At 74.1% G+C, this 22,093-nt stretch carries 21 protein-coding genes; 15 read left to right on the top strand and 6 right to left on the bottom strand.

Annotated elements, in window-relative coordinates:
* Window positions 1–6: 6 nt before the first annotated feature.
* Window positions 7–1,431 (top strand): glucuronate isomerase, encoded by a 1,425-nt coding sequence (uxaC, locus tag CGE01nite_RS12325; protein WP_141371238.1) that lies wholly within the window; start codon window positions 7–9, stop codon window positions 1,429–1,431.
* A gap of 72 nt (window positions 1,432–1,503) precedes the next feature.
* Here uxaC and CGE01nite_RS12320 read toward each other — a convergent pair whose 3' ends face one another.
* On the bottom strand, window positions 1,504–1,719 hold the full coding sequence (locus tag CGE01nite_RS12320; protein ID WP_048342318.1) for a DUF7455 domain-containing protein: 216 nt from the start codon (window positions 1,717–1,719) through the stop codon (window positions 1,504–1,506).
* A 232-nt stretch (window positions 1,720–1,951) separates the two neighbouring features.
* On the opposite strand from CGE01nite_RS12320, the gene CGE01nite_RS12315 reads away from it, so the two are divergent.
* The 3 genes from CGE01nite_RS12315 (at window position 1,952) to CGE01nite_RS12305 (ending at window position 6,119) form a co-directional block, all read left to right on the top strand.
* Entirely contained in the window at window positions 1,952–4,081 is a 2,130-nt protein-coding gene (locus CGE01nite_RS12315; RefSeq protein WP_048342317.1) for a DNA gyrase/topoisomerase IV subunit B, read from the top strand.
* An 82-nt stretch (window positions 4,082–4,163) separates the two neighbouring features.
* Window positions 4,164–5,210 carry a GNAT family N-acetyltransferase gene (locus CGE01nite_RS12310; protein ID WP_141371237.1) on the top strand — a complete coding sequence of 349 codons (1,047 nt, stop codon included), beginning with the start codon at window positions 4,164–4,166 and terminating at the stop codon, window positions 5,208–5,210.
* A 144-nt stretch (window positions 5,211–5,354) separates the two neighbouring features.
* Window positions 5,355–6,119 carry a lysoplasmalogenase gene (locus tag CGE01nite_RS12305; protein ID WP_141371236.1) on the top strand — a complete coding sequence of 255 codons (765 nt, stop codon included), beginning with the start codon at window positions 5,355–5,357 and terminating at the stop codon, window positions 6,117–6,119.
* Window position 6,120: 1 nt separating this feature from the next.
* Here the strand turns inward: CGE01nite_RS12305 and CGE01nite_RS12300 are convergent, their stop codons facing one another.
* Window positions 6,121–8,607, bottom strand: a complete 2,487-nt coding sequence (locus CGE01nite_RS12300; protein WP_048342314.1) for a DNA gyrase/topoisomerase IV subunit A — start codon at window positions 8,605–8,607, stop codon at window positions 6,121–6,123.
* A gap of 100 nt (window positions 8,608–8,707) precedes the next feature.
* Between CGE01nite_RS12300 and CGE01nite_RS12295 the strand changes: the two genes are divergently transcribed.
* From CGE01nite_RS12295 to CGE01nite_RS12280, 4 genes are all read left to right on the top strand, one after another.
* Window positions 8,708–11,503 carry a bifunctional acetate--CoA ligase family protein/GNAT family N-acetyltransferase gene (locus tag CGE01nite_RS12295; protein ID WP_141371235.1) on the top strand — a complete coding sequence of 932 codons (2,796 nt, stop codon included), beginning with the start codon at window positions 8,708–8,710 and terminating at the stop codon, window positions 11,501–11,503.
* Window positions 11,504–11,592: 89 nt separating this feature from the next.
* Window positions 11,593–12,165, top strand: a complete 573-nt coding sequence (locus tag CGE01nite_RS12290; RefSeq protein ID WP_141371234.1) for a DUF5998 family protein — start codon at window positions 11,593–11,595, stop codon at window positions 12,163–12,165.
* A 1-nt stretch (window position 12,166) separates the two neighbouring features.
* The gene (locus tag CGE01nite_RS12285) at window positions 12,167–13,408 is read left to right on the top strand and encodes an alkaline phosphatase family protein (protein WP_141371233.1); all 1,242 of its coding nucleotides are present in this window, start codon (window positions 12,167–12,169) and stop codon (window positions 13,406–13,408) included.
* A gap of 117 nt (window positions 13,409–13,525) precedes the next feature.
* Window positions 13,526–14,212, top strand: coding sequence for a thymidine kinase (locus CGE01nite_RS12280; protein ID WP_141371232.1), 687 nt, complete (start codon window positions 13,526–13,528; stop codon window positions 14,210–14,212).
* A 64-nt stretch (window positions 14,213–14,276) separates the two neighbouring features.
* Here CGE01nite_RS12280 and sepH read toward each other — a convergent pair whose 3' ends face one another.
* Window positions 14,277–15,389 (bottom strand): septation protein SepH, encoded by a 1,113-nt coding sequence (sepH, locus tag CGE01nite_RS12275; RefSeq protein WP_141371231.1) that lies wholly within the window; start codon window positions 15,387–15,389, stop codon window positions 14,277–14,279.
* Between the two features lie 116 nt (window positions 15,390–15,505).
* On the opposite strand from sepH, the gene CGE01nite_RS12270 reads away from it, so the two are divergent.
* The 3 genes from CGE01nite_RS12270 to CGE01nite_RS12260 all read left to right on the top strand — a co-directional run bounded on the left by CGE01nite_RS12270 (window position 15,506) and on the right by CGE01nite_RS12260 (window position 17,530).
* Window positions 15,506–16,135 (top strand): trimeric intracellular cation channel family protein, encoded by a 630-nt coding sequence (locus tag CGE01nite_RS12270; protein WP_048344183.1) that lies wholly within the window; start codon window positions 15,506–15,508, stop codon window positions 16,133–16,135.
* 77 nt (window positions 16,136–16,212) lie between these two features.
* Window positions 16,213–17,067 carry an inositol monophosphatase family protein gene (locus CGE01nite_RS12265; RefSeq protein ID WP_141371230.1) on the top strand — a complete coding sequence of 285 codons (855 nt, stop codon included), beginning with the start codon at window positions 16,213–16,215 and terminating at the stop codon, window positions 17,065–17,067.
* Window positions 17,068–17,230: 163 nt separating this feature from the next.
* Window positions 17,231–17,530 (top strand): DUF4193 domain-containing protein, encoded by a 300-nt coding sequence (locus CGE01nite_RS12260; protein WP_013883495.1) that lies wholly within the window; start codon window positions 17,231–17,233, stop codon window positions 17,528–17,530.
* Window positions 17,531–17,629: 99 nt separating this feature from the next.
* On the opposite strand, the gene CGE01nite_RS12255 is transcribed toward CGE01nite_RS12260, so the two are convergent.
* Window positions 17,630–18,172, bottom strand: coding sequence for a DUF3093 domain-containing protein (locus tag CGE01nite_RS12255; protein WP_141371229.1), 543 nt, complete (start codon window positions 18,170–18,172; stop codon window positions 17,630–17,632).
* A gap of 139 nt (window positions 18,173–18,311) precedes the next feature.
* Here CGE01nite_RS12255 and dut point away from each other — a divergent pair, with 139 nt between their 5' ends.
* The 4 genes from dut to CGE01nite_RS12235 all read left to right on the top strand — a co-directional run bounded on the left by dut (window position 18,312) and on the right by CGE01nite_RS12235 (window position 20,791).
* Window positions 18,312–18,800, top strand: coding sequence for a dUTP diphosphatase (gene dut, locus CGE01nite_RS12250; RefSeq protein ID WP_141371228.1), 489 nt, complete (start codon window positions 18,312–18,314; stop codon window positions 18,798–18,800).
* 113 nt (window positions 18,801–18,913) lie between these two features.
* Window positions 18,914–19,687 carry a DUF3710 domain-containing protein gene (locus CGE01nite_RS12245; protein ID WP_048344182.1) on the top strand — a complete coding sequence of 258 codons (774 nt, stop codon included), beginning with the start codon at window positions 18,914–18,916 and terminating at the stop codon, window positions 19,685–19,687.
* Window positions 19,684–20,052 carry an OB-fold nucleic acid binding domain-containing protein gene (locus CGE01nite_RS12240; protein WP_048344181.1) on the top strand — a complete coding sequence of 123 codons (369 nt, stop codon included), beginning with the start codon at window positions 19,684–19,686 and terminating at the stop codon, window positions 20,050–20,052. Before CGE01nite_RS12245 ends, CGE01nite_RS12240 begins: the two co-directional genes overlap by 4 nt.
* A 7-nt stretch (window positions 20,053–20,059) precedes the next feature.
* Window positions 20,060–20,791: a DUF3159 domain-containing protein gene (locus CGE01nite_RS12235; protein WP_307722644.1), complete on the top strand. Its 732-nt coding sequence runs from the start codon at window positions 20,060–20,062 to the stop codon at window positions 20,789–20,791.
* Here CGE01nite_RS12235 and CGE01nite_RS12230 read toward each other — a convergent pair.
* Complete coding sequence (locus tag CGE01nite_RS12230; RefSeq protein WP_048344179.1) at window positions 20,715–21,440, bottom strand: potassium channel family protein; 726 nt, start codon at window positions 21,438–21,440, stop codon at window positions 20,715–20,717. The two genes, CGE01nite_RS12235 and CGE01nite_RS12230, sit on opposite strands and share 77 nt — an antisense overlap.
* On the bottom strand, window positions 21,437–22,087 hold the full coding sequence (locus tag CGE01nite_RS12225; protein WP_048344189.1) for a potassium channel family protein: 651 nt from the start codon (window positions 22,085–22,087) through the stop codon (window positions 21,437–21,439). The genes CGE01nite_RS12230 and CGE01nite_RS12225 overlap by 4 nt, the downstream gene beginning before the upstream one ends.
* Between the last annotated feature and the right edge of the window lie 6 nt (window positions 22,088–22,093).

Below are 22,093 nucleotides of genomic sequence, written 5' to 3'. Positions count from 1 at the left end.
GGAGTCATGAGCGTGCTCACGGCGCCCACGACAGCGCTGCACCCCGATCGTCTGCTGCCGTTCGAGAGGGAGCTGCGGCCCATCGCCCGGCGCCTGTACGAGCAGGTGCAGCACCTGCCGATCCTGTCGCCGCACGGGCACGTCGACGCGCGGCTGCTGGTGGACGACGAGCCGTTCGCCGACCCGACGAGCCTGCTCCTGACGCCCGACCACTACGTCACGCGACTCCTGCACGCCTCGGGCGTCGCGCTCGACGAGCTCGGCGTCGGCCAAGGCCCGCTCGCGGAGGACGCGGCGCGGCGCGCCTGGCGGCACCTGTGCGAGCACTGGGCGGTCTTCCGGGGGACACCGGTGCGGTACTGGCTCGAGTCCGAGCTCGCCGAGGTCTTCGGGATCGAGGCGCAGCCCGGCCCGGCCACGGCCGACGCGATCTTCGACCGGATCTCGGCGTGCCTGCGGGAGCCGCAGTTCCGCCCGCGCGCGCTGTTCCGTCGCTTCGGCATCGAGGTGATGGCGACGACGGACGACCCCACCGACGACCTCGCCGCGCACCTGATCCTCAGCGCGGACCCGACCTTCGAGGGGCGCGTCCTGCCGACGTTCCGTCCCGACCGGTACCTCGAGTCGGGCCGGTCGGCGTGGGTCGACGACGTGACGCGTCTGGGCGCGACGGCGGGCGTCGACACCGGCACGTACGCCGGCTGGGTCCTGGCGATGGAGCAGCGTCGCGAGCACTTCCGCGCCCACGGGGCGGTGTCGGCGGACCACAGCCACGAGGACGTCGGCACCGCTGCGCTCGACGCCGCGGACGCGGAGCGGCTGTACGCGCGGGCGGTGCGACGTGAGATCGACCCGGCGGGTGCGACGGCACTGCGTCGCCACATGCTGCTCGAGATGGCGCGCATGTCCGTCGACGACGGGCTGACCATGACGCTGCACCCGGGCGTCCGGCGCGGCCACCACGGCCCGACCCTGTCCCGGTTCGGCCCCGACACCGGGCACGACATCCCGCTGCGCGGCTCGTTCACCGACGAGCTGCGGCCGCTGTTCGAGCGGTACGGCACCCACCCGAACCTCAGGCTGGTGCTCTTCACGCTCGACGAGAGCACGTTCTCCCGTGAGCTCGCACCGCTCGCGGGCTTCTACCCGTCGGTGTACGTCGGTGCGCCGTGGTGGTTCCTCGACGCACCGGACGCGGTGCGACGGTGGCGGTCGGCCGTCACCGAGACCGCGGGGCTGTCCCGGACGAGCGGGTTCATCGACGACACGCGTGCGCTGTGCTCGATCCCGGCACGGCACGACATGGCGCGGCGCCTGGACGCGGGCTACCTCGCGCGCCTGGTGGCCGAGCACCGCCTGAGGGAGGACGAGGCCGCGGAGGCGATCGTCGACCTGGTCGACGGACGCCCTCGTGAGGTGTTCCGGCTCTGAGGGTCTCGGGAGGGGACGAGGCGAGGCCCGGACCGTCGAACGGTCCGGGCCTCGTCGTCGAGTGGGGCGGGCTCAGCGCACCGCGCCGGCGCCGTGCTCCTCGAGCAGTCGGTCGGTCTCGTCGTGCACGTGCGTCGCGAGCTCGGCGAACTTCGGAGCGTGCTCGCGGGCGTGGTGGGCGCAGAACAGGAGCTCGCCCACGGGGAGCACCACGCGGACGTAGGCCTGGGCACCGCAGCGGTCGCAGCGGTCGGCTGCGGTGAGCGGTTCGGTCGTTGTCGCTGTCACGTCTCCATACAACCATCAGCCCGCACTTTCCATCCCCTCGGAAGCGGGTGGTTCGCTGTCCGCGTACGGAAACGTCACACGATCGTGATGCAGCCGACACGCAAGGGACCTTTGGCGCACGTCGCGGCGCCCGTCGCAGCGACCGTCGACGGTCGCCGCCCTCGCGATCGCGCGGCTGCGCGAGCGGCATGGCAGCCAGGGTCTGTGGGCGTGCGCGGCTACGATCTCACGCGTGACGACGACCTCCTCGCGCTCGGACTACACCGCCCGGCACCTCTCGGTGCTCGAAGGGCTCGAGGCCGTCCGCAAGCGACCCGGCATGTACATCGGCACGACCGACAGCCGCGGCCTCATGCACTGCCTGTGGGAGATCATCGACAACTCGGTCGACGAGGCGCTCGGTGGCCACGGCGACCGCATCGAGGTCGTGCTGCACGCCGACACCTCGGTCGAGGTCCGTGACAACGCGCGCGGCATCCCGGTCGACGTCGAGCCGAAGACGGGCCTGACGGGTGTCGAGGTCGTGTTCACCAAGCTGCACGCGGGTGGCAAGTTCGGCGGGGGCTCGTACGGCGCGTCGGGCGGTCTGCACGGCGTCGGTGCCTCGGTCGTCAACGCGCTGTCGGCACGGCTCGACGTCGAGGTCGACCGCGACGGCAAGACGCACCGCATGACGTTCCACCGCGGCGAGCCCGGGACGTTCGACGACCGCGCGGGCCGCTCGCCCGAGTCGCCGTTCGAGCCGTTCGTCTCCGGGTCGGAGCTCGCGGTCGTCGGGAAGGTCGCGCGGGCCCGGACCGGGACGCGCGTGCGGTACTGGGCGGACCGGCAGATCTTCCCGAAGTCGGCCGTGTTCGCGTACGACGAGCTCGTCACGCGCGCTCGCCAGACGAGCTTCCTGGTGCCCGGCCTGACGATCGTCGTGCGCGACGAGCGCGGCCTGCCCGGCACCCCGGGCGCCGACGGCCCGCACGAGGAGACGTTCTGCCACACGGGTGGTGTCGTCGACTTCGTCGACCACCTCTCGCCCGACGCGCCCGTGACGGACACGTGGCACCTGACCGGCTCGGGCACGTTCACCGAGACGGTGCCGGTGCTCGACGAGAAGGGCCACATGACCCCGCGCGAGGTGCAGCGCACGTGCGAGGTCGACGTCGCGGTGCGCTGGGGCACCGGGTACGAGACCGAGCTGCGCACGTTCGTGAACATCATCTCGACGCCCAAGGGCGGCACGCACCAGGCCGGCTTCGAGGCGGGGCTGCTCAAGACGCTGCGCAAGCAGGTCGAGGCGAACGCGCGTCGCCTGAAGATCAGCGCGAAGGACGCGGCGACCGAGCGCATCGACAAGGAGGACGTGCTCGCCGGCATGACCGCCGTGCTGACGGTCCGCCTGTCCGAGCCGCAGTTCGAGGGCCAGACCAAGGAGGTCCTGGGGACCGGGCCCGTGCGCGGGATCGTCGCGAAGGTCGTCGAGCAGGAGCTCGGCGCGGTCTTCTCCTCGAGCAAGCGCGAGCACAAGGCGCACAGCGCGGCGCTGCTGGACAAGGTCGTGGGGGAGATGCGCGCACGCCTGTCGGCGCGCAAGCAGAAGGAGATCTCGCGCCGCAAGAACGCGCTCGAGTCGTCCTCGCTGCCCGCCAAGCTCGCCGACTGCCGGATCGACGACGTGGGCCGCAGCGAGCTGTTCATCGTGGAGGGCGACTCCGCGCTCGGCACGGCCAAGCTCGCGCGCTCGTCGGACTTCCAGGCGCTCCTGCCGATCCGCGGCAAGATCCTCAACGTCCAGAAGGCCTCGATCACGGACATGCTGAAGAACGCCGAGTGCGCGGCGATCATCCAGGTGATCGGCGCGGGCTCGGGGCGCACGTTCGACCTCGAGGCGGCGCGCTACGGCAAGATCGTGCTGATGACCGACGCCGACGTCGACGGTGCGCACATCCGGACGTTGCTGCTCACGCTGTTCTTCCGCTACATGCGACCGCTCGTCGAGGAGGGTCGCGTCTACGCGGCCGTGCCGCCGCTGCACCGCATCGAGCTGAGCGGCGTGCGGGGCGACGCCGACAAGTACGTCTACACCTACTCCGAGACCGAGCTCGCGGCGACGCTCAAGAAGCTCGACAAGGCCGGGAAGAAGTACAAGGACGACATCCAGCGGTACAAGGGCCTCGGTGAGATGGACGCCGATCAGCTCGCGGAGACGACCATGGACCCGCGGTTCCGCACGCTGCGTCGCGTGACCGTCGACGCGGCCCAGCGCGCCGAAGAGGTCTTCGAGCTGCTCATGGGCTCGGACGTCGCGCCGCGCAAGGACTTCATCGTCGCCGGGGCGCACGGGCTGGACCGCAGCCGCATCGACGTCTGACGGGGGGCTCGACCGCACGCATACCGGCGTGGGCGGGCAATTGCCGTTGCCTGCGCCCGGAGGGTCGTCGGAGCATGGGCGCATGCCTGCCGCCGACCAGACCGCCCTGACGACGTCGCCCATCGCCGAGCGGGCACAGCCGCCGGCCGAGGCACGGCGTCCCTCCGAGGCCCACGGGCTCGCCTGGCGCGCCCTCACGCTCGACGACGTCCCCGACCTCACGCGGCTCGTCACCCAGATCGAGGAGGCGGACGGGGAGCCGTTCCGCACGTCGCAGGACGAGGTCGCCGAGAAGTTCGACGGCGACTGGAAGGACCCGGCGCGTGACACGCTCGGGGGGCTGGACCCGTCCGGCGCGTTGCGCGCGTGGGCCCAGGTGACGCAGCCGCCGGGTGACACGACCACGGTGCGGACGTTCCTCGAGGGCGGCGTGGACCCGCAGTGGCGCGGACGGGGGATCGGGCGCGACGTGCTGGCCTGGCAGATCGACCGCGCGCGACAGGTCCTGGCGGCCACGGGCAAGGACGTGCCGGGGCGGATCGGCGCGTTCGCCTCCGAGCAGGCGGCGGCGTCGATCGACCTGCTCCGAGCGGCCGGGCTCGCGCCGATCCGCGTGTACTCCGAGCTGCGGCGTCCGCTCGACGTCGCGCTCCCGCAGGTGCCGGCCCCGCAGGGCGTGAGCGTCGTGGCGTGGAGCGAGGACCGCGACGACGACGTGCGCCTCGCGCACAACGAGTCGTTCGCGTCGCACTGGGGCAGCGAGCCGCAGACCGCCGAGGCGTGGCGCAGCGGGCGCAGCCAGTTCGCCCCGCAGTGGAGCCTGCTCGCGGTCGACGACACGACCGGTGAGGTCGCGGCATATCTCCTCTCGGGCCGGTACGAGCAGGACTGGGAGATCGCGGGGCACAGCTCGGGCTACGTCGAGCTGCTCGGGGTCCGTCCTGCCTGGCGGCGCCGGGGGATCGCCCCCGCGCTCCTGGCGGGCGTCATGGCGCGGTTGCGGGCGGACGGGATCGAGTACGCCGAGATCGGCGTCGACACCGAGAACCTGTCCGGGGCGCTGGGCCTGTACACCTCCCTCGGGTTCGCTCCGTTCCACCGCTCGACGCTCTACACGATCGAGCTCTGAGGGGACGCGGGGGCCGCACCCGGGCAGGTCAGGGCTCGCCTGCCCGGGCGTCGCCGGCCCGCGGTGCCGCGGGATAGCATCGCGCCGGGCGGACGACGAGGTCCGCCGTCGTGCTGCCGGCCCGCCGGCGGGAAGGACGCCCCGATGCCCTCGTCGGTCGCGCTGCGCTGGTGGTCCGTCGGCTACGTCGTGCTCGTCGTCGTGCACCTGGGTGCGCTGCTCGCGGACGCCGCCGTCCTCGCCGACGTGACGCAGTGCCTGCTCATGCCGACCCTCGCCGGTGCTCTCTGGGCCGCGACCCGCTGGCCACGCGGGCACCTCGTCACCTGGGCGTTCGGGGGCCTCGTCGCGTCGTTCCTCGGCGACTTCACGCCCCGGTTGCTCGACGGCGACGCGGCGTTCCTGGCGATGGTCGGGTGCTTCCTGCTCGCTCAGGTGTCCTACGTGGTCGCGTTCGCCCCGCGCGTCCGGCGCAGCGTCGTGCGCACGGCGCCCGCCTGGCTCGTGGTCTACGCCGGCGTGCTCGTCGGGCTCGTCGCACTGTGCGGCCCTCACGCCGGGACGCTCCTGGTCCCCGTCGCGGTCTACGGCGGGGTCCTCACCGCGATGGCGGTGCTGGCGACCGGGCTCGGACCGCTCGGGGCCGCGGGTGGTGCGGTGTTCCTGGTCTCCGACGCGCTCATCGCGCTCGGCCGGTTCGTGCCGGGCTGGGACCTGCCCGGTCAGGACGTGTGGGTCATGCTGACGTACACGGTCGGCCAGGCGCTGCTCGTCGCGTCGGTCGCGTCGGACAACCGCGCGCGGCGGGCCACGCGCCCCGCGGCGAGTGCCGCGCAGACGCAGACGCAGGCCCCCAAGCGCGACAACGTGGTCGCGTTCGTCACCGCCCGCCGCGGTCTCGAGGTCTGAGTCAGCCGATCGCGTGCAGCGGCGCGTGCAGCGCCGTGCCGGACATGTCGCGTCGCGGGTCGGGTGCCGGGAGGTCGACGGGCTGGCCCGCCGACCCGCACGCCCAGGCAGGCGCGGGCCCGACCCACGCGAGGATGAGCGCGTCCTCACCCTTGAGGAACCGGTGCGAGCGCACACCACCCGTCGCGCGGCCCTTGCCGGGGAAGACCTCGAACGGCGAGACCTTCGCCGAGCCGGCCTGCGTCCCGGGCAGCGCGGACGACGAGCCCGAGACGGTGACCACGACTGCGTCGGTGGCCTGCGCCGCGGACAGACCCGCGAACGCGACGACGCGCTGGCCCGCGGCGAGCTTGATCCCCGCCATGCCGCCCGCGGCACGGCCCTGCGGTCGGACCTGGGTCGCACCGAAGTGCAGCAGCGAGGAGTCCGACGAGACGAGCACGAGCTCGTCGTCGTCCGTGACCTGGCTCGCGCCGACGACCTCGTCGCCGTCCTTGAGCCCGATGACCTCCCACGCGTCCCGGTTGTTCGGCACGTCGCCCGCGGTGACGCGCTTGACCACACCCTGCGCGGTCGCCAGCGCGAGCGTCGGTGCGTCGGGCGCGAGCGAGGCGAGCGCGACGACCCGCTCGCCCGGATCGAGCGCCACGACCTCGCTGAGCGGCACGCCACCGCCGAGCGACGGCGCGCCGTTCGTCGGCGGGAGCGCGGGCAGGTCGAGCATCGGCACGCGCACCAGCCGACCGCGCGACGTGACGGCGCCGATCTCGGCGCGGGTGGTCGTCGCGATCACCGACGCCAGCACGTCGTGCTTGGCCCGGCGCGTGTCCGGCGTGCGCTCGAGCGGCTCGTCGGTGGCCGTGCGCGCCAGCAGGCCCGTGCCCGACAGGAGCGCCCAGCACGGGGTGTCCGCGATCTCGAGGGCGACCGCGGGGGCGCGCGACGAGCCCTTCGCCGCCGCGGCGCCGGTGACCGCGGAGCCGCCTGCGGACTCGAGCAGGATCGTGCGTCGGGGCGTCCCGTACGTCGCGGCGACCTGCGCCATCTCGTCGGACACGAGCGTGCGCAGCCGCAGGTCGTCGGCGAGGATCGCGCGCAGCTCGTCGATCTCGGCCTCGAGCTGCTCCTTCTCGCGCTCGAGCTCGAGACGGGAGAACTTCGTCAGGCGGCGCAGGCGCAGCTCGAGGATGTACTCGGCCTGAGGCTCGGACAGGTCGAAGACGGAGCGCAGCCGCGCCCGGGCGGCCTCGGCGTCGTCGGACGTGCGGATGACCTGGATGACCTCGTCGATGTCGAGGATCGCGATCAGCAGGCCCTCGACCAGGTGCAGCCGCTCGAGGCGCTTGTCGAGCCGGAACTGGGATCGTCGGCGCACGACCGAGAGCCGGTGGTCGACCCACACGACGAGCAGCTCGCGCAGGCCGAGCGTGCGCGGCTGACCCTCGACGAGCGCGACGTTGTTGATCGAGAACGAGTCCTCGAGCGGCGTGGCGCGGTACAGCTGCTCGAGGACGGCGTCGGGGTCGAAGCCCGACTTGACCTCGATGACGAGCCGCAGACCGTGCGCGCGGTCCGTGAGGTCGACCGCGTCGGCGATCCCGGAGAGCTTCTTGGACTGCACGCCCTCCTTGATCTTCTCGATCACCTTCTCGGGCCCGACCATGTAGGGCAGCTCGGTGATGACGATGCCCTTGCGGCGCGCGGTGACGTTCTCGACGCGCGCGGTGGCGCGCGTGCGGAAGGCGCCGCGCCCCGTGCGGTAGGCGTCGCGCACGCCGTCGAGGCCGACGATCTTGCCGCCCGTCGGCAGGTCCGGGCCGGGCACGAACCGCACGAGGTCATCGAGCGTCGCGTCGGGGTGCATCACGAGGTGGCGCGCTGCGGCGACGACCTCGACGAGGTTGTGCGGCGCCATGTTGGTGGCCATGCCGACCGCGATGCCGGCGGCGCCGTTGACGAGCAGGTTCGGGATCGCCGCGGGCAGCACGTCGGGCTGCTGGAGCTTGTTGTCGTAGTTCGGGACGAAGTCGACGACGTCCTCGTCGAGGTCGGTCGTCATCGCCATCGCCGCGGGAGCGAGGCGCGCCTCGGTGTAGCGCGGCGCCGCGGGGCCGTCGTCGAGCGAACCGAAGTTGCCGTGACCGTCGACCAGCGGCAGGCGCAGGCTGAAGGGCTGCGCGAGGCGCACCATCGCGTCGTAGATCGCCGAGTCGCCGTGCGGGTGCAGCTTGCCCATGACCTCGCCGACGACGCGCGCCGACTTCACGTACGGCCGGTCGGGGCGCAGGCCCATGTCGGACATCTGGAACAGGATGCGTCGCTGCACGGGCTTGAGCCCGTCACGGGCGTCGGGGAGCGCGCGCGAGTAGATGACCGAGTAGGCGTACTCGAGGAACGAGCCCTCCATCTCGGTCGCGACGTCGATGTCGACGATCCGCTCGACCAGGTCGTCGGGCGGAAGGTTCGGGGTCGCGGGGCGACGCGCCATGCGGGGCTGCTCCTCGGGTGCTGCGGTCGTGGTGCCGGCCCATTCTCGCCCGCGCGCGGGGTGCCGCGTGCCAGGCGCGCGGGATCGCTAGCCTGGCCGCATGGACGACGAGGGCCGCGAGGGCGCGGACGCCAGCTATCCGGCGGGCTGGGAGGCCGACGTCGTCCTGCTCGACGGCGCGACGACGCACGTGCGCCCGATCCGCGCGTCGGACGCCGACGCGTTGCAGGCGTTCCACGTCGCGCAGTCCGAGCGGTCCACCTACCTGCGGTTCTTCGCGCACCTCGAGCGGCTGCCCGAGCGTGACCTGCAGCGCCTCGTGCACGTCGACCACGACGAGCGGGTCGCGCTGGTGGCGACCGCGGACGACGACGGCCCGGTCGGCTACCGGATCATCGGCGTGGCGCGGTACGACCGGGTCAACGAGGACGAGGCCGAGGTCGCCTTCAACATCGCGGACGCCCAGCAGGGGCGGGGACTGGGCTCGGTGCTGCTCGAGCACCTCGCCGCCGCCGCGCGGGAGCGTGGCGTGCGGCGGTTCGTCGCCGAGGTCCTGCCGCAGAACGGCCGCATGATCTCGGTGTTCCGCGACGCGGGCTACGAGGTGCGGCAGCACGCCGAGGACGGCGTCGTCTCGCTCGCGTTCGACATCGACCCGACGGACCGGTCGTTCGCGGTCATGGCCGACCGCGAGCACCGGGCGGAGGCGCGGTCGATGCGCGCGGTGCTCGGGGCGCGCTCGGTGCTCGTCGTCGGACCGGTGCTGCCCGGCGCGCCGCCGCCCCGCCCGCTGCACCTCGGCATGGCGCGCAAGGTCCTGGCGCACCTCGCGCTCGCCGACTCGCACGTGCGCGTGCAGTCCGTCGGTACGGATCTCGACCCGAGCGGCGAGGTTCCGGCGGCCGACGGCGGTGCTGACGGCGCCGCCGCGGAAGGCGCCGAGGCCGGTGACGAGCACGCGACAGCCGCCGCGATCGCCGGGGCCTTCGCGGGCGTCGACGGACCCGTGGACCTGGCGGTGCTGGCCGTCCCGGCCGCGTCAGCGCTCGCGGTCGTGCGCGCGATCGCGCCGACGGGAGCCCGCGCCGTCGTGCTCCTGACCGCGGGCTTCGCCGAGACGGGTCCGCACGGGCTCGAGCTGCAGCGTGCCGTACTGGCCGCCGCGCACCGCGCCGGGATGCGCCTGATCGGTCCTGCGTCGTACGGCGTCGTCTCGTGGCGACCGGACGGTGCGCTCAACGCCTCGCTCGCGGACGACCTGCCGCGGCCCGGCAGGATCGGGCTGTTCAGCCAGTCGGGCGCGCTCGCGGTCCCGCTCCTCGACGCCCTGCGCAGGCGCGGTCTGGGCCTCGCCGAGTTCGTCTCGGCCGGGCACCGGGCCGACGTCTCGGGCAACGACCTCATGCAGTTCTGGGCGGACGACGAGGGGACCGACGTGGTCGGGCTCTACCTCGAGTCGATCGGCAACCCGCGCAAGTTCTCCCGCGTCGCGCGCCGGCTCGCGCTCACCAAGCCCGTGATCGTCCTCACCGCGGGCCGCTCGGGCCAGGTCGTGCCCCCGGGGCACGCGGTGCGGGCGACGCAGGCGCCTGCGCGCGCGGTCGACGAGCTCATGCGTCAGTCGGGCGTGATCCGGGTCGAGAACACCCATCAGCTCTTCGACGTCGCGCAGGTGCTCGCGCTGCAGCCGCTGCCCGCCGGGCGTCGCGTCGCCGTGGTGGGGAGCTCGTCGTCGGGCGCGACGTTCGTCGCGGAGGCGGCGGCCACGGCGGGTCTCGTGGTCGTCGGGGCCCAGGTGCTGCCCGAGGACGCGGACGACGAGGTCTCCGAGTCCCTGATCCGCGAGGCGATCGAGGCTCCGGACGTCGACGCGGCGATCGTCGTGCGGATCCCGACCGTCGGGGGACCGGACCCGCGGTTCGGTCGCGTCGTGGCGCGCGCGGCGGCGGCCAGCGGCAAGACCGTCGTCGCGTGCGTGCTCGGCCTCCGCGGCGTGACCGACGAGCTCACGGCGCCGGACCTGGACGGCGTGCCGCGCACCGTTCCCGCCTACGCGACGCCCGAGGACGCCGCGCTCGCCCTGGGGCACGCCGCGCGGTACGCGACCTGGCGGACGCGCGACCACGGTCGACCGCTGCACCCCGACGGCACCGACCTGCGCGGTGCTGCCCGCCTGGTGCGCGACTGGCTCGCCGGGCAGTCGCAGGTCGTCCTCTCGGCCGAGCAGTCGGGCCGGCTGCTCGCGTCGGTCGGCGTGCACGTGCTGCCGTCGGCGCCCGTGCACGACGCCGACGAGGCGGTCGCCGCGGCGCGGGCCATCGGGTACCCGGTGGCGCTCAAGACGACGGCGCCCGCGCTGCGCCACCGCGCCGACCTCGGGGGCGTCCGGCTCGACGTCGCGGACGAGACCGAGCTGCGGGCGGACGTCGTCGAGGTGCTCGCGCTGGCCGCCGGGCACCAGGGCGAGCCCGGCGCTGCACCGCTCGAGGTGCAGGCCATGGCGCCGCGCGGCTCGTCGTGCGTCGTGCGCTCGGTCGAGGACCCGCTGTACGGGCCGGTCATCAGCGTCGGGCTCGCGGGCGACGCGTCCGACCTGCTGGGCGACGTCGCGTACGGGATCCCGCCGCTGACCGACGTCGATGTCGCGGACCTCGTCCGCGCGCCGCGCGCGGCACCCCGCCTGTTCGGCTACCGCGGGCTGCCCCCGCTGGACGTCGCCGCGCTCGAGGACGTCGTCGCACGCGTCGCGGTGCTCTCCGACGCGCTGCCCGAGATCCGCACCCTCGAGCTCAACCCCGTCGTCGTCGCGGAGCACGGGGCCGTCGCGCTCGCCGCGCGGATCACGCTCGCGCACGCGGACCGGGCCGACGCCACCCGGCGGTTGCAGCGCACGTGAGCGCGGCCGGTCCCCGGATGACTCCGGGCTCTCCACAACCTGACGGACGCGGCTGGGGTCGAGCGCCCCACCGGTGGGAGGATGGGCAGATGCCCGCAGCTGCTCGCTCCTTGCACGAGGACCTGTACCGCGCCGGTTACTACCCCGAGCTCGTCGCCGACGTGCTGGAGGTCGCCCTGGCCGACGAGCCCGTGACCGCCCATCTCGTGCACCCCGAGACCACCTTCGACTCCTCCGAGGTCCGCCGGCACGTCACCGTGCTGGTCCTGACACCGACGCGCCTGGTGTGCGCGCACGTCGACGACCATCCCGCGGACTCCGAGCACCCGTCGTCAGCCGCCTCGGCGACCACCGAGTCGGTGCCGCTGGCCGAGCTGCGGTCGGTCGTGCTGACGCACGTCGTCGAGCGGCCCGAGCGGCACGAGGCCGGCAAGTCGGCGCTCGAGCTCACGCTCGCGATCGGCTGGGGCGCCGTCTCGCGCGTCGACCTCGAGCCCGCGACGTGCGGCGACCCCGCGTGCGAGGCCGACCACGGGCTCACCGGGACGCTCGCGCCCGACGACGTCGTGGTGCGCGTCAGCGCCGCCGCCGAGGGCGCCGACTCGGTGCGCGCGGCGACCGCGTTCGCGCGTGCGCTGTCCGCCGCGAGCGCGCGGCGCTGACATGACGACGCATGTCGGAGCGCCCGTCCCGGGCGCCGGGACGACGGCGGCCGCGCGCCTCGCCGCAGCCGCCGAGCAGTACGGGTTCCTCCTGCCGGGGACCGACGACCGCGCCGGGCTCGGCTCGGTGCTCGCAGGTGTCGCGGGCGCGCTCGTCGAGGCGACGGGTGCGGCCGACGGTCACGACGGCGCGGTGGGCACGTGGGCGTCGGCGCGCGAGCTGCTCGGGATCCCGGCGAGCACGCGCGTGTGCGTCGTGCTCGTGGACGGCCTGGGCCACCTGAACCTCGCCGAGCGCAGCGGCCACGCGCCGTTCCTGCGTCGGGCCGTCGCGGGCTCGAGCCCCGTCTGCAGCACGTTCCCGTCCACGACCGCCACGGCGCTCGGCACGTTCGGGACCGCGGTGCCGCCGGGGGGCACGGGCATGCTCGGCTACACCGTCCGCGTGCCCGGCACGGGAGCGCTCGCGAACCTCGTCGCGTGGAGCGACGCGCCGCCGCCGGAGACCTGGCAGCCGCACGCGAGCACCCTCGAGCTCCTCACTGCGGGAGGTGCCGCGGTGACGAGCGTCGGACCGGCGCGCTTCGCGGGCTCGGGTCTGACCCGCGCGGCCCTGCGCGGCGCGCGGTACGTGCCCGCCGAGTCGCTCGCGGACCGGGTGGACGCGACGGTCGCCGCGCTGCGTCAGCCCGGGCTCGCCTACCTGTACTGGGGTGACGTCGACAAGGTCGGGCACCACCACGGGGTCGGCTCGTGGCAGTGGGGCGACGCGCTCGCCGAGGCGGACGCGGAGATCGCCCGGCTCGCGCGCTCGCTGCCGCGAGGGTCGGTGCTCGTCGTCACGGCCGACCACGGGATGGTCGACGTGGACCGGACCCGACGCTGGGACGTCGCGCACGACTCGCGGCTGTCGGCCGGGGTCGACCTGGTGGCGGGGGAGCCGCGGGCGAGCCACGTGCACGTGGCGCCCGGGGTCCCCGTCGAGCAGGTGCGCACCGCGTGGCAGGACGTGCTGGGCGACGACGCGCTCGTCCTCACCCGGGACGAGGTGGTCGACTCGGGTCTGATCGGCCCGGTCGACGAGCGTGTGCGGCCCGTGGTCGGCGACCTCATGGTCGCGATGGCGGGTGCGGCGACGGTCGTCGACACGCGCACGCAGACCGCGGCGTCGCTCGACATGGTCGGCGTGCACGGGTCGCTCACCCCGCACGAGATGCTGGTGCCCTGCATCGTCGTCGCGTGACCGTGACCGTGAGCCTGACCCGCGGGGGGCGCCGAGCGCCCGCGGGCGTCGGGGGCCACCCGTGACGTCTGCGAGGATGTGCGGCGCAACGAACGACGACCACGAGGGGCGGGCACAGTGGCCGAGCTGGTGTTCTTCTCGGGCACGATGGACTGCGGCAAGTCGACGCTCGCTCTCCAGATGCACCACAACCACGCGGCGCGTGGGCGCGACGGCGTGCTGTTCACGCGGCACGACCGTTCCGGCAGCGCGACCATCTCCTCGCGCCTGGGCCTGACGAAGAGCGCGCACGAGGTCGACGACCGCACCGACTTCTGGGCCGAGGTCATCGGCCGGCGCACGCAGGGACGCCCGGTCGACTACGTGCTGGGCGACGAGGCGCAGTTCTACACGGCCGAGCAGGTCGAGCAGCTGGCGCGCGTGGTCGACGAGCTGGGCGTGGACGTCTATGCCTTCGGCATCTCGTCGGACTTCCGCGCGCGGCTCTTCCCCGGGTCGCAGCGGCTCGTCGAGCTCGCCGACCGCGTCGAGACGCTGCAGGTGCGCGCGCTGTGCTGGTGCGGGGCCCGCGCCACCCACAACGCCCGGACCCTGGACGGCGAGATGGTCGTGGAGGGTGCTCAGGTCGTCGTCGGCGACGTCGCAGGGCGGCCCGAGGCGGCGGTCGGTGAGGTGCAGTACGAGGTCCTGTGCCGCCGGCACCACATGCGACGCATGACCGCGGCCGTGGCGCGGGCAGCCGCACCGCACGCGCAGACCCTGGCGTCGGCCGTGGTCGTCGAACAGCCGACGCTCGACGTCTGACACCGTCCCACGCGGGGAAGCCCGGCGGGGGAGGCCCGGACCGTCGCGCCGTGCTCGGGACGTCCTACTCGGGGCGCGCCCCGAAGACGATCTCGTCCCAGCTCGGCACCTTGGCGCGCGTCTTGCGCCCGCGCGGCCGCTCCTCGTTGACTGGCGCCGCAGCGGCGGGTGCCTCCTGCGACTCGTCGTCGGACGGCTCGTCGGCCGACGAGCTCGCACCGGGCTCCACAGGGGTCTCGACGGCCGGGGGGACGTGCGTGCGCCGGTGCGCCGGGAGCACGACCGCCTCGGTGCGCTCGTCGGCGCCCGCGGGGTGCGCGCCGGGGACGTCCTCGAGACGCGAGAAGTCGAAGGCGTGCTGCGGGCCGAACCCCTCGAACTGCGAGTCGTCCTCGTCGCCCTCGGCGTCGACCGCCTGACGGACGCCGCGCCGGGCCTGCAGGTCGTCGAGCAGCGCGTGCGTCTGCTCCTGCGGGTCGACGGCCGGCTGCTCGTGCGTGTCGCCGTCGGCCTGGTCCGGGCCGGCGATCGAGCGCACGGCCGCGACGGACTCGAAGTCGAACACCACGTCGCGGACCGCGGCGAGGTGCCGACGGGAGACGGGCTCGTCGGGCAGCTCGGTCTCGGAGAGCCACCGGGCCTCGTCCTCGTCGGCGACGAGCGAGCGCGCCGCGGGGTCGAACGACCAGCGCGCCTCGCGGGGCGAGTCGTCGACCGTGAACCGGGCCAGAACGAACCAGGGGCCGCTCGCCTCGCGTGCGGCGTCCCACGCGAGCGACGACAGGTCGACGCCACGCGCGGCGAGGCGGTCCGTCACGAGGTCGCCGAGGACGGGTGCGCCGTGGTCGCGGCCGACGCGCGTGGCGCGTGCCTGCTCGGCGATGTACTCGCGCTCGGCCAGGACCGGGCCCTCGTAGCGCCGGACGTGGGAGACGGGGAGCCCGGATTGCTCCGCGACCTCCTGGGTCGTGGCTCCCGCCCGGATCCGGGCCTGGATCTCGCGCGGGGACAGCGTGCTCGCGCTCTCGGCCCTCAGCTGCTCGAGCTGCGGCCGGTCGCGGCGCACGGCCGCCCGGAGCGGTTCGTCGATGCGGACGCGGAACCGCTCGCCGTCCGCGCGCGTGAGCACCAGGTGCTCACCGTCGTCAGCCAGGCCCACCAGCTCGAGCTCATCCATACGTCCTCCTACTGCCTCACGGTCGAGGGTGCCACCTTCTGCGCGCCACGCGGCGCAGGCGGGCCCGGTGTGCCGTGTGCCGGGGTTGTGACGCTGTCGGCTGTCATCATGCTCTCGTGGTCGCCGACATCCCCTTCGAACCCGTGCTCGAGATCGTCGGGGTCGGTGTCGGGGCGATGTCGGGCGCGCTCGCGGCCGTGCGCAAGCAGTTCGACGTGTTCGGCATCTTCGTGCTCGGCTGGGCGGCCGGCCTCGGCGGCGGTCTGCTGCGTGACGTGCTGATCGGCGCGGTACCGCCCGTGGGCATCTCCGACTGGCGACTCATCACGACCGCGCTCGTCGGCGCGCTCGTCATGTACTTCTTCCACCCGCGCCTGCAGCGTGCGCGCCGCTTCATCGTCGTCCTCGACGCGGGAGCGCTCGCGGTGTTCACGGTCGTCGGCACCGTCAAGGGGCTCGAGTACGGGACGACGCCCGTGGCGGCGGTGATCGTCGGGGTCATCACGGGCGCGGGCGGCGGGGTGCTGCGCGACCTGCTCACCGGCGAGGTCCCCGTGGTGCTGCACGACCGTCAGCTGTACGCCGTCCCCGCCCTCCTCGGGGCCGCGGCCACGACCGCTCTCTGGTTCGCGGGCCGGCCCACGCCGCTGGTGCTCTCGGTCGTCGTCGTGGGCGTGTTCGCGCTGCGCGTGGCCTCGCTGCGGTTCCAGCTCCACGCACCCGGGCCGTGGCGCGGGCGCACCTGACGCCAGCCGGGCTCGTCGCGGGCGCCGCGCACGGCCGCGCGCGAGTGCCGCGTGCCCAGGGCGGCAGGATGGGTCCCATGACCACACGCGAACTGCCCGACGGCGCGGCGCTCGTCGCCACAGCCGAGACCCTGGCCCGCGAGGCCGGACGGCTCGTGCACGAGGGCCGTCCCGACCGCGTCCGGGTGCACGCGACCAAGTCGAGCCCGGTCGACGTCGTCACGGCCATGGACCTCGCGTCGGAGGAGCTGCTGCGGCGACGGATCGCGCAGCTGCGGCCCGGCGACGGGATCCTGGGGGAGGAGCAGGGGTACGAGCCCGGGACCACGGGCGTGACGTGGGTCGTCGACCCCATCGACGGGACCGTCAACTACCTGTACGGGCTCGCGTCGTGGTCGGTGTCCGTCGCGGCGGTCGTGGGCACTCCCGAAGCCGGGCCGGGCGTCGCGCCCGACCCGCAGACGTGGACGGCCCTCGCCGCCGCGGTGCACGCGCCGGCCGACGGGCGGACGTTCCTCGCGGGACGCGGGCAGGGCGCGACGCTCGACGGCGCGCCCCTGACGGTGAACGAGGCGAAGCCGCTCGAGCTCAGCCTCGTCGGGACCGGCTTCGGCTACCTCGTCGAGCGTCGGCGCGCGCAGGCCGCGATCGTCGCGGAGCTGCTGCCGCTCGTGCGGGACATCCGCAGGCTGGGCTCGGCCGCGCTCGACCTGTGCGCGGTCGCCGCGGGCGGCCTGGACCTCTACTACGAGCGCGGGCTCGCGCCGTGGGACCTGGCCGCCGGGGCGCTCGTCGCGCAGGAGGCCGGTGCGGTCGTCACGGGGCTGCACGGACGTGCCGCCGGTCCCGAGATGACGGTGGCCGGAGCGCCTGGCACGATCGAGGCGCTGGTCACTTTCCTCGAGTCGCACCGGGCCGATTCGACGGCGTAGTCCGATTCACCCGCCCGCGTGATCGTTGTCCGCGGCACCTCTGCTCGCGCCCGGCAAAGAAGTGGTGCACAATCCCCAGCGCGCGGGAACAAAACGCTCCAGCTGTGCATTGATCACGCGTACTCATCAGCCTGCAAGACAAAGACGGAGTGTGACGCCCCAGATGGCTACCGACTACGACGCACCGCGCAAGACCGAGGAGGACCTGAGCGAGGACTCGCTGCAGGAGCTCCAGGCACGTCGCGCGGACAAGAACTCGGGCGTGGTCGACGAGGACGAGACTGAAGCCGCCGAAGGTTTCGAGCTGCCCGGCGCCGATCTGTCCGGCGAAGAGCTCTCGGTCCGGGTCCTGCCTCGGCAGGCCGACGAGTTCACGTGCTCGCGCTGCTTCCTCGTCCATCACCGCAGCCAGCTCGCCTACGAGCGAGACGGCCAGCAGGTCTGCTCGGAGTGCGCTGCCTGACTTCCCGGCAGGCGCCTGAGACCACGACGGCCGGTCCCCAGCAGGGGGCCGGCCGTCGTGCGTGCGTGCGCGTGGTGGTGGTCGGTCGCGGTAGCGCGATCAGCCGCGCCGGAGCGCAGCGACGAGCTCGTCGGGCCGTCGCGTCGAGACGATCCAGTAGGGCGTCGGGTCCTGCGGGTCGTCGACGTCGACGCGGACCGCGCTGTGCACCCAGCCGCGCAGGCACAGGTACGCCCGCGCGTCGAGGCCCGGGCCGAGGGCCTCCCGCAGCTCCTCGCCGACCAGCGGTCGCGGGTCACGCACGAGGTCGATCGGGATCCGCGCCGCGCCGGCGCTCAGCTCGCCGCCGCGCACGCGCACGCGCGGCGTCCAGCGCACGACGAGCAGGCCCGTCACGGCCGCGACGACGAGCGCGACCACGGAGGCGAGCACGAGGTCGACCGGCAGCAGCGCGATCCAGACCGTGACGACGAACCCGACGACGCCGAGCCAGCCGACCGGCCCGAACCGCAGCGCCTCGTCGAACGACGCGCCCGCGGTGCCGGGAGCCGCAGCCGCGGTGCGACCGGGTGCGGGGGCGTCGCCGTCGCGGGCCGTGCGGTCGGTGGACGGGTGCGGTGCGGGATCGGGGGTCGCGGGCATGGCACCAGCATCCCAGAGCGGCAGGACCGCGGGCGCAGCGTCGGGACGCGAGCCGGTCGACGAGCGCGCGTGGCAGCACGGGCCGGCGGGTGGGGACGGCGCGCGCCCGGGCACGGACGGGGCCGGTAGGGTCGGCGCCGTGACGACCGAGCCCGCCCTGGAGGTGCTGCTGCAGTGCCTCGACCCCGACCTGCCCGCTCCGGCGTACGCGCACCCCGGTGACGCGGGCGCCGACCTCGTGACGCGGATCGACGTGGTGATCCCGCCGCAGGGACGCGTGACGGTCCCGACCGGGACCTCGATCGCGCTGCCGGACGGGTACGCCGCATTCGTGCACCCGCGTTCGGGCCTCGCCGCGCGGCACGGTCTGACGATCGTCAACGCACCCGGCACGGTCGACGCGGGCTACCGCGGCGAGATCGCCGTGACGCTGCTCAACACCGACGTGGAGCACGCGGTCGAGCTGCACCGCGGGGACCGGATCGCGCAGCTCGTCGTGCAGCGGGTCGAGCGCGTGCGCTTCGTCGAGGTCGAGCGGCTGCCGGGTTCACACCGTGGCGAGGGCGGGTTCGGGTCGAGCGGCGGCTGGGAGGCCGCGGACGGGGCTCCCGCACCCGGGCGCGGCTAGGTCCGCGGCCCCACGCGGGCTACTGTCGAATCAGCAGCGAAGTACTGGCTGCCTGCTGCCGTTGGGGCGCGGGCGTGCGACGGGTGCGGGATGCACCCGAGGAGGAGTGACACGTGGCGATTTTCCGGCGCCGTCCCCAGGGCGACAGCGAGCCCACGACGGTCGACGAGGAGGTCGCGAGCCTCGACGACGAGCTCGCGTCCGACACCGCCTCGACGCAGGACGAGCCTGCCTCGGCGGCGGTCGTGACGGGGCGTGGGCCCTGGGACGTCGATGACGACGCCGCGACCACGCTCTCGCGTCTCGACCTGGGTGCGCTGCGGCTGCCCGGTGTGCCGGGCATGGAGCTGCGCATGGAGATCGACAAGGCGACGAACGCCGTGTCGGCGGCCGCGGTCACGATCGACGGCTCGACGCTGCAGCTCCAGGCCTACGCGGCACCGCGTTCCGAGGGGATCTGGGACGAGATCCGCGAGGAGATCCAGCAGTCGGTGGTCGCGCAGGGCGGCTCGGCCGACGACCTGCCGGGACCGTTCGGGCGCGAGCTGCTCGCCCGGCTCCCCGCGCGCACCCCCGAGGGGCGTACCGGGCACCGTCCCGCACGCTTCCTGGGCTTCGACGGCCCGCGCTGGTTCCTGCGCGGGGTGATCACGGGCCGCGCCGCGGTCGAGCCCGGTGCGGCGCAGGTGCTCGAGCGCGTCTTCGGCGAGGTCGTCGTCGTGCGCGGCACCGAGGCCCGGCCCCCGCGCGACCTGCTCGCCCTGACCCTGCCCGGGCGCCCGGACGCCGCACCCGCCGAGGACGCGGCGCAGGAGCAGGACGCGCCCGCGCCCGAGCTCGAGTTCGACCCGCTGACGCGCGGTCCGGAGATCACGGAGACGCGATGAGCCTCAAGGAGGTCCTGCGCTCGCTCTCGGCCTCGCAGGCCGAGGTCGAGGCGGCGGAGGAGCGCGTCGAGGCCGGGCGCTCGATCGGGTGCACCACGGTCGAGAACGCTCCGGTGCGCAAGCGCGTGAAGGTGAGCGGCGTGCTGCGCTCGGTCACGTTCCGACCGCGCGAGGGCGTCCCTGCGCTCGAGGCGGAGCTGTACGACGGCAGCGGGTCGCTCTCGCTCGTCTGGCTCGGTCGCCGCGAGATCGCCGGCATCGTGCCCGGCCGGCGGCTGACCGCGGACGGCATGGTGTGCCTCATCGAGGGCCGCCGCACGATCTTCAACCCCCGCTACGAGCTGCGTCCGCGGCCCGGTGAGTGAGCGCGACGTGAGCGCGCCCGACGACGCAGCGCGCGGGCACGACGCCGACGCCGCGCGCGGCATGCGCGCACTGACGGGGGAGACGTTCTCCGCGTCCGACGCGATCGGCGGCGTGCGCGGTGTCGTCGAGTCGGTCGCGCCCGGGCTGCTGTTCGTCGTCGTGTACCTCGCGGCCGGGCAGCGGCTGACGCCGGCCCTGGTCGCGGCCGGGGCCGCCGCGCTGGTCGCGGTGGTCGTCAGGCTCATGCAGCGCACACCGGTCACGCAGGCGCTGTCGGGTGTCATCGGGGTCGGGATCGGCGTCGTCTGGGCCTGGCGCACGGGTGAGGCGAGCGACTATTTCGCGTACGGGCTCGTCATCAACGGCGCCTACCTGGCGGGGACGCTCCTGACGATCCTCGTCGGCTGGCCGCTGGTGGGGCTCATCATGGGTCTGTTCGCGCACGACGGCCCGCTCGGCGGGGGGTCGTGGCGCAACGCCGTGGCGTGGCACGACGACCGCGAGCTGCGCCGGGTCTACACGTGGGCCACGGTGCCGTGGGTCGCGATGTTCGCGCTGCGCCTGGCGGTACAGCTCCCGCTGTACTTCCGCGACGACGTCGCGTGGCTCGGCACGGCCAAGCTCGCGATGGGCGTACCACTGACCGCGCTGGCGCTGTGGATCAGCTGGGTGCTGGTGCGTCCGACCCGGGTGCGCCGGCAGGAGCAGGAGCCGCAGGAGTCCCCTTCGCACCCGTGAGGATCGCGTCCAGCGCGCCCTCGTCGGCCTGGCTGCTCGTCACGAAGAGGAGCTCGTCGCGGCCCTCGAGCGTGTCGTCGATGCTGGGCGCGATCGGACGTCCGTCGCGCACGATGCAGGCCAGCACCACCTCGGCGGGCCAGGCGACCTGACCGACGCGCACGCCCACGAGCGGGGCGTCCTCCGGGAGCGTGATCTCCAGGATGTCCGCGCCCGACTGGTGGAACGTGAAGATGCGCACGAGGTCGCCGACCGCGACGGCCTCCTCGACCATCGCGGTCATGATCCGGGGCGTCGAGACGGCCACGTCCACGCCCCACGCCTCGTCGAACATCCACTCGTTCTTCGGGTTGTTGACGCGCGCGACGGTGCGCGGGACCCCGAACTCCGTCTTCGCGAGCAGCGAGATGACGAGGTTCGCCTTGTCGTCACCCGTCGCGGCGACCATGACGTCGCACTCGTCGGCGCGCGCCTCGCGCAGCGTCGGCAGCTCGCACGCGTCGGCGAGCAGCCAGTCGGCCTCGGCCACCTGCGCGACGCGCATGGCGGTCGGCTGCCGGTCGACGAGGGTGACCTCGTGGTCGTGCGCGAGCAGCTCGCGGGCGATCGAGCGGCCGACCGAGCCCGCTCCGGCGATCACGACCCTCATGCGGTCACCTCCGGCTCAGCGGTCAGCACGCGCTCGACGACGGGGAGCTCGTCGACCCGGGCCATGACGTGCACGACGTCGTTCTCCTGCAGCACCGTGCGTGCATCGGCCAGGACACCGTCGCCGTAGCGCGACAGGTACACGACCCGGACGCCCGCGGCGGTCTCGAGTGCGGACACGGGGCGTCCGACCCAACCCGCGTGGACGTCGACCTGCACGAGCGTCAGCTGGCCCGACGGGTCGCGGTACTCGTCGGTCGCGCCCAGCGGGAGCAGCCGACGCAGCACCTGGTGCGCCGTCCAGCGCACGGTCGCGACCGTGGGGATGCCCAGCCGCTGGTAGATCTCGGCGCGGTGCGGGTCGTAGATGCGCGCGACGACGTTCTCGATCCCGTAGGTCTCGCGCGCGACGCGCGCGGCGAGGATGTTCGAGTTGTCGCCGTCGGCGACCGCGGCGAAGCCGTAGGCGTCGTCGATCCCGGCCTTGATGAGGGTGTCACGGTCGAAGCCGAGGCCGGTGACCTTGTGCCCCGAGAAGCCGCCGGTCAGGCGGCGGAAGGCCTCGGGGTTCTGGTCGATCACGGCGACGGAGTGGCCGTGCTCCTCGAGGGTCTGCGCGAGACTCGCGCCGACGCGGCCGCAGCCCATGATGAC

It is taken from the genome of Cellulomonas gelida, assembly GCF_006538725.1.
GTDB lineage: Bacteria > Actinomycetota > Actinomycetes > Actinomycetales > Cellulomonadaceae > Cellulomonas > Cellulomonas gelida.
Note: the sequence above shows the minus strand (reverse complement) of the source record. Positions and strands in the feature narration are given on the sequence as shown.

What these genes read in the sequence shown, in the direction of transcription:
- uxaC (WP_141371238.1), top strand. Translation starts at nt 7, where the DNA reads ATGAGCGTGCTCACGGCGCCCACGACAGCGCTGCACCCCGATCGTCTG.
- CGE01nite_RS12310 (WP_141371237.1), top strand. Translation starts at nt 4,164, where the DNA reads ATGCCTGCCGCCGACCAGACCGCCCTGACGACGTCGCCCATCGCCGAG.
- CGE01nite_RS12305 (WP_141371236.1), top strand. Translation starts at nt 5,355, where the DNA reads ATGCCCTCGTCGGTCGCGCTGCGCTGGTGGTCCGTCGGCTACGTCGTG.
- CGE01nite_RS12300 (WP_048342314.1), bottom strand. Translation starts at nt 8,607, where the DNA reads ATGGCGCGTCGCCCCGCGACCCCGAACCTTCCGCCCGACGACCTGGTC.
- CGE01nite_RS12295 (WP_141371235.1), top strand. Translation starts at nt 8,708, where the DNA reads ATGGACGACGAGGGCCGCGAGGGCGCGGACGCCAGCTATCCGGCGGGC.
- CGE01nite_RS12290 (WP_141371234.1), top strand. Translation starts at nt 11,593, where the DNA reads ATGCCCGCAGCTGCTCGCTCCTTGCACGAGGACCTGTACCGCGCCGGT.
- CGE01nite_RS12285 (WP_141371233.1), top strand. Translation starts at nt 12,167, where the DNA reads ATGACGACGCATGTCGGAGCGCCCGTCCCGGGCGCCGGGACGACGGCG.
- sepH (WP_141371231.1), bottom strand. Translation starts at nt 15,389, where the DNA reads ATGGATGAGCTCGAGCTGGTGGGCCTGGCTGACGACGGTGAGCACCTG.
- CGE01nite_RS12265 (WP_141371230.1), top strand. Translation starts at nt 16,213, where the DNA reads ATGACCACACGCGAACTGCCCGACGGCGCGGCGCTCGTCGCCACAGCC.
- CGE01nite_RS12260 (WP_013883495.1), top strand. Translation starts at nt 17,231, where the DNA reads ATGGCTACCGACTACGACGCACCGCGCAAGACCGAGGAGGACCTGAGC.
- CGE01nite_RS12255 (WP_141371229.1), bottom strand. Translation starts at nt 18,172, where the DNA reads ATGCCCGCGACCCCCGATCCCGCACCGCACCCGTCCACCGACCGCACG.
- CGE01nite_RS12240 (WP_048344181.1), top strand. Translation starts at nt 19,684, where the DNA reads ATGAGCCTCAAGGAGGTCCTGCGCTCGCTCTCGGCCTCGCAGGCCGAG.
- CGE01nite_RS12230 (WP_048344179.1), bottom strand. Translation starts at nt 21,440, where the DNA reads ATGAGGGTCGTGATCGCCGGAGCGGGCTCGGTCGGCCGCTCGATCGCC.
- CGE01nite_RS12225 (WP_048344189.1), bottom strand. Translation starts at nt 22,087, where the DNA reads ATGGGCTGCGGCCGCGTCGGCGCGAGTCTCGCGCAGACCCTCGAGGAG.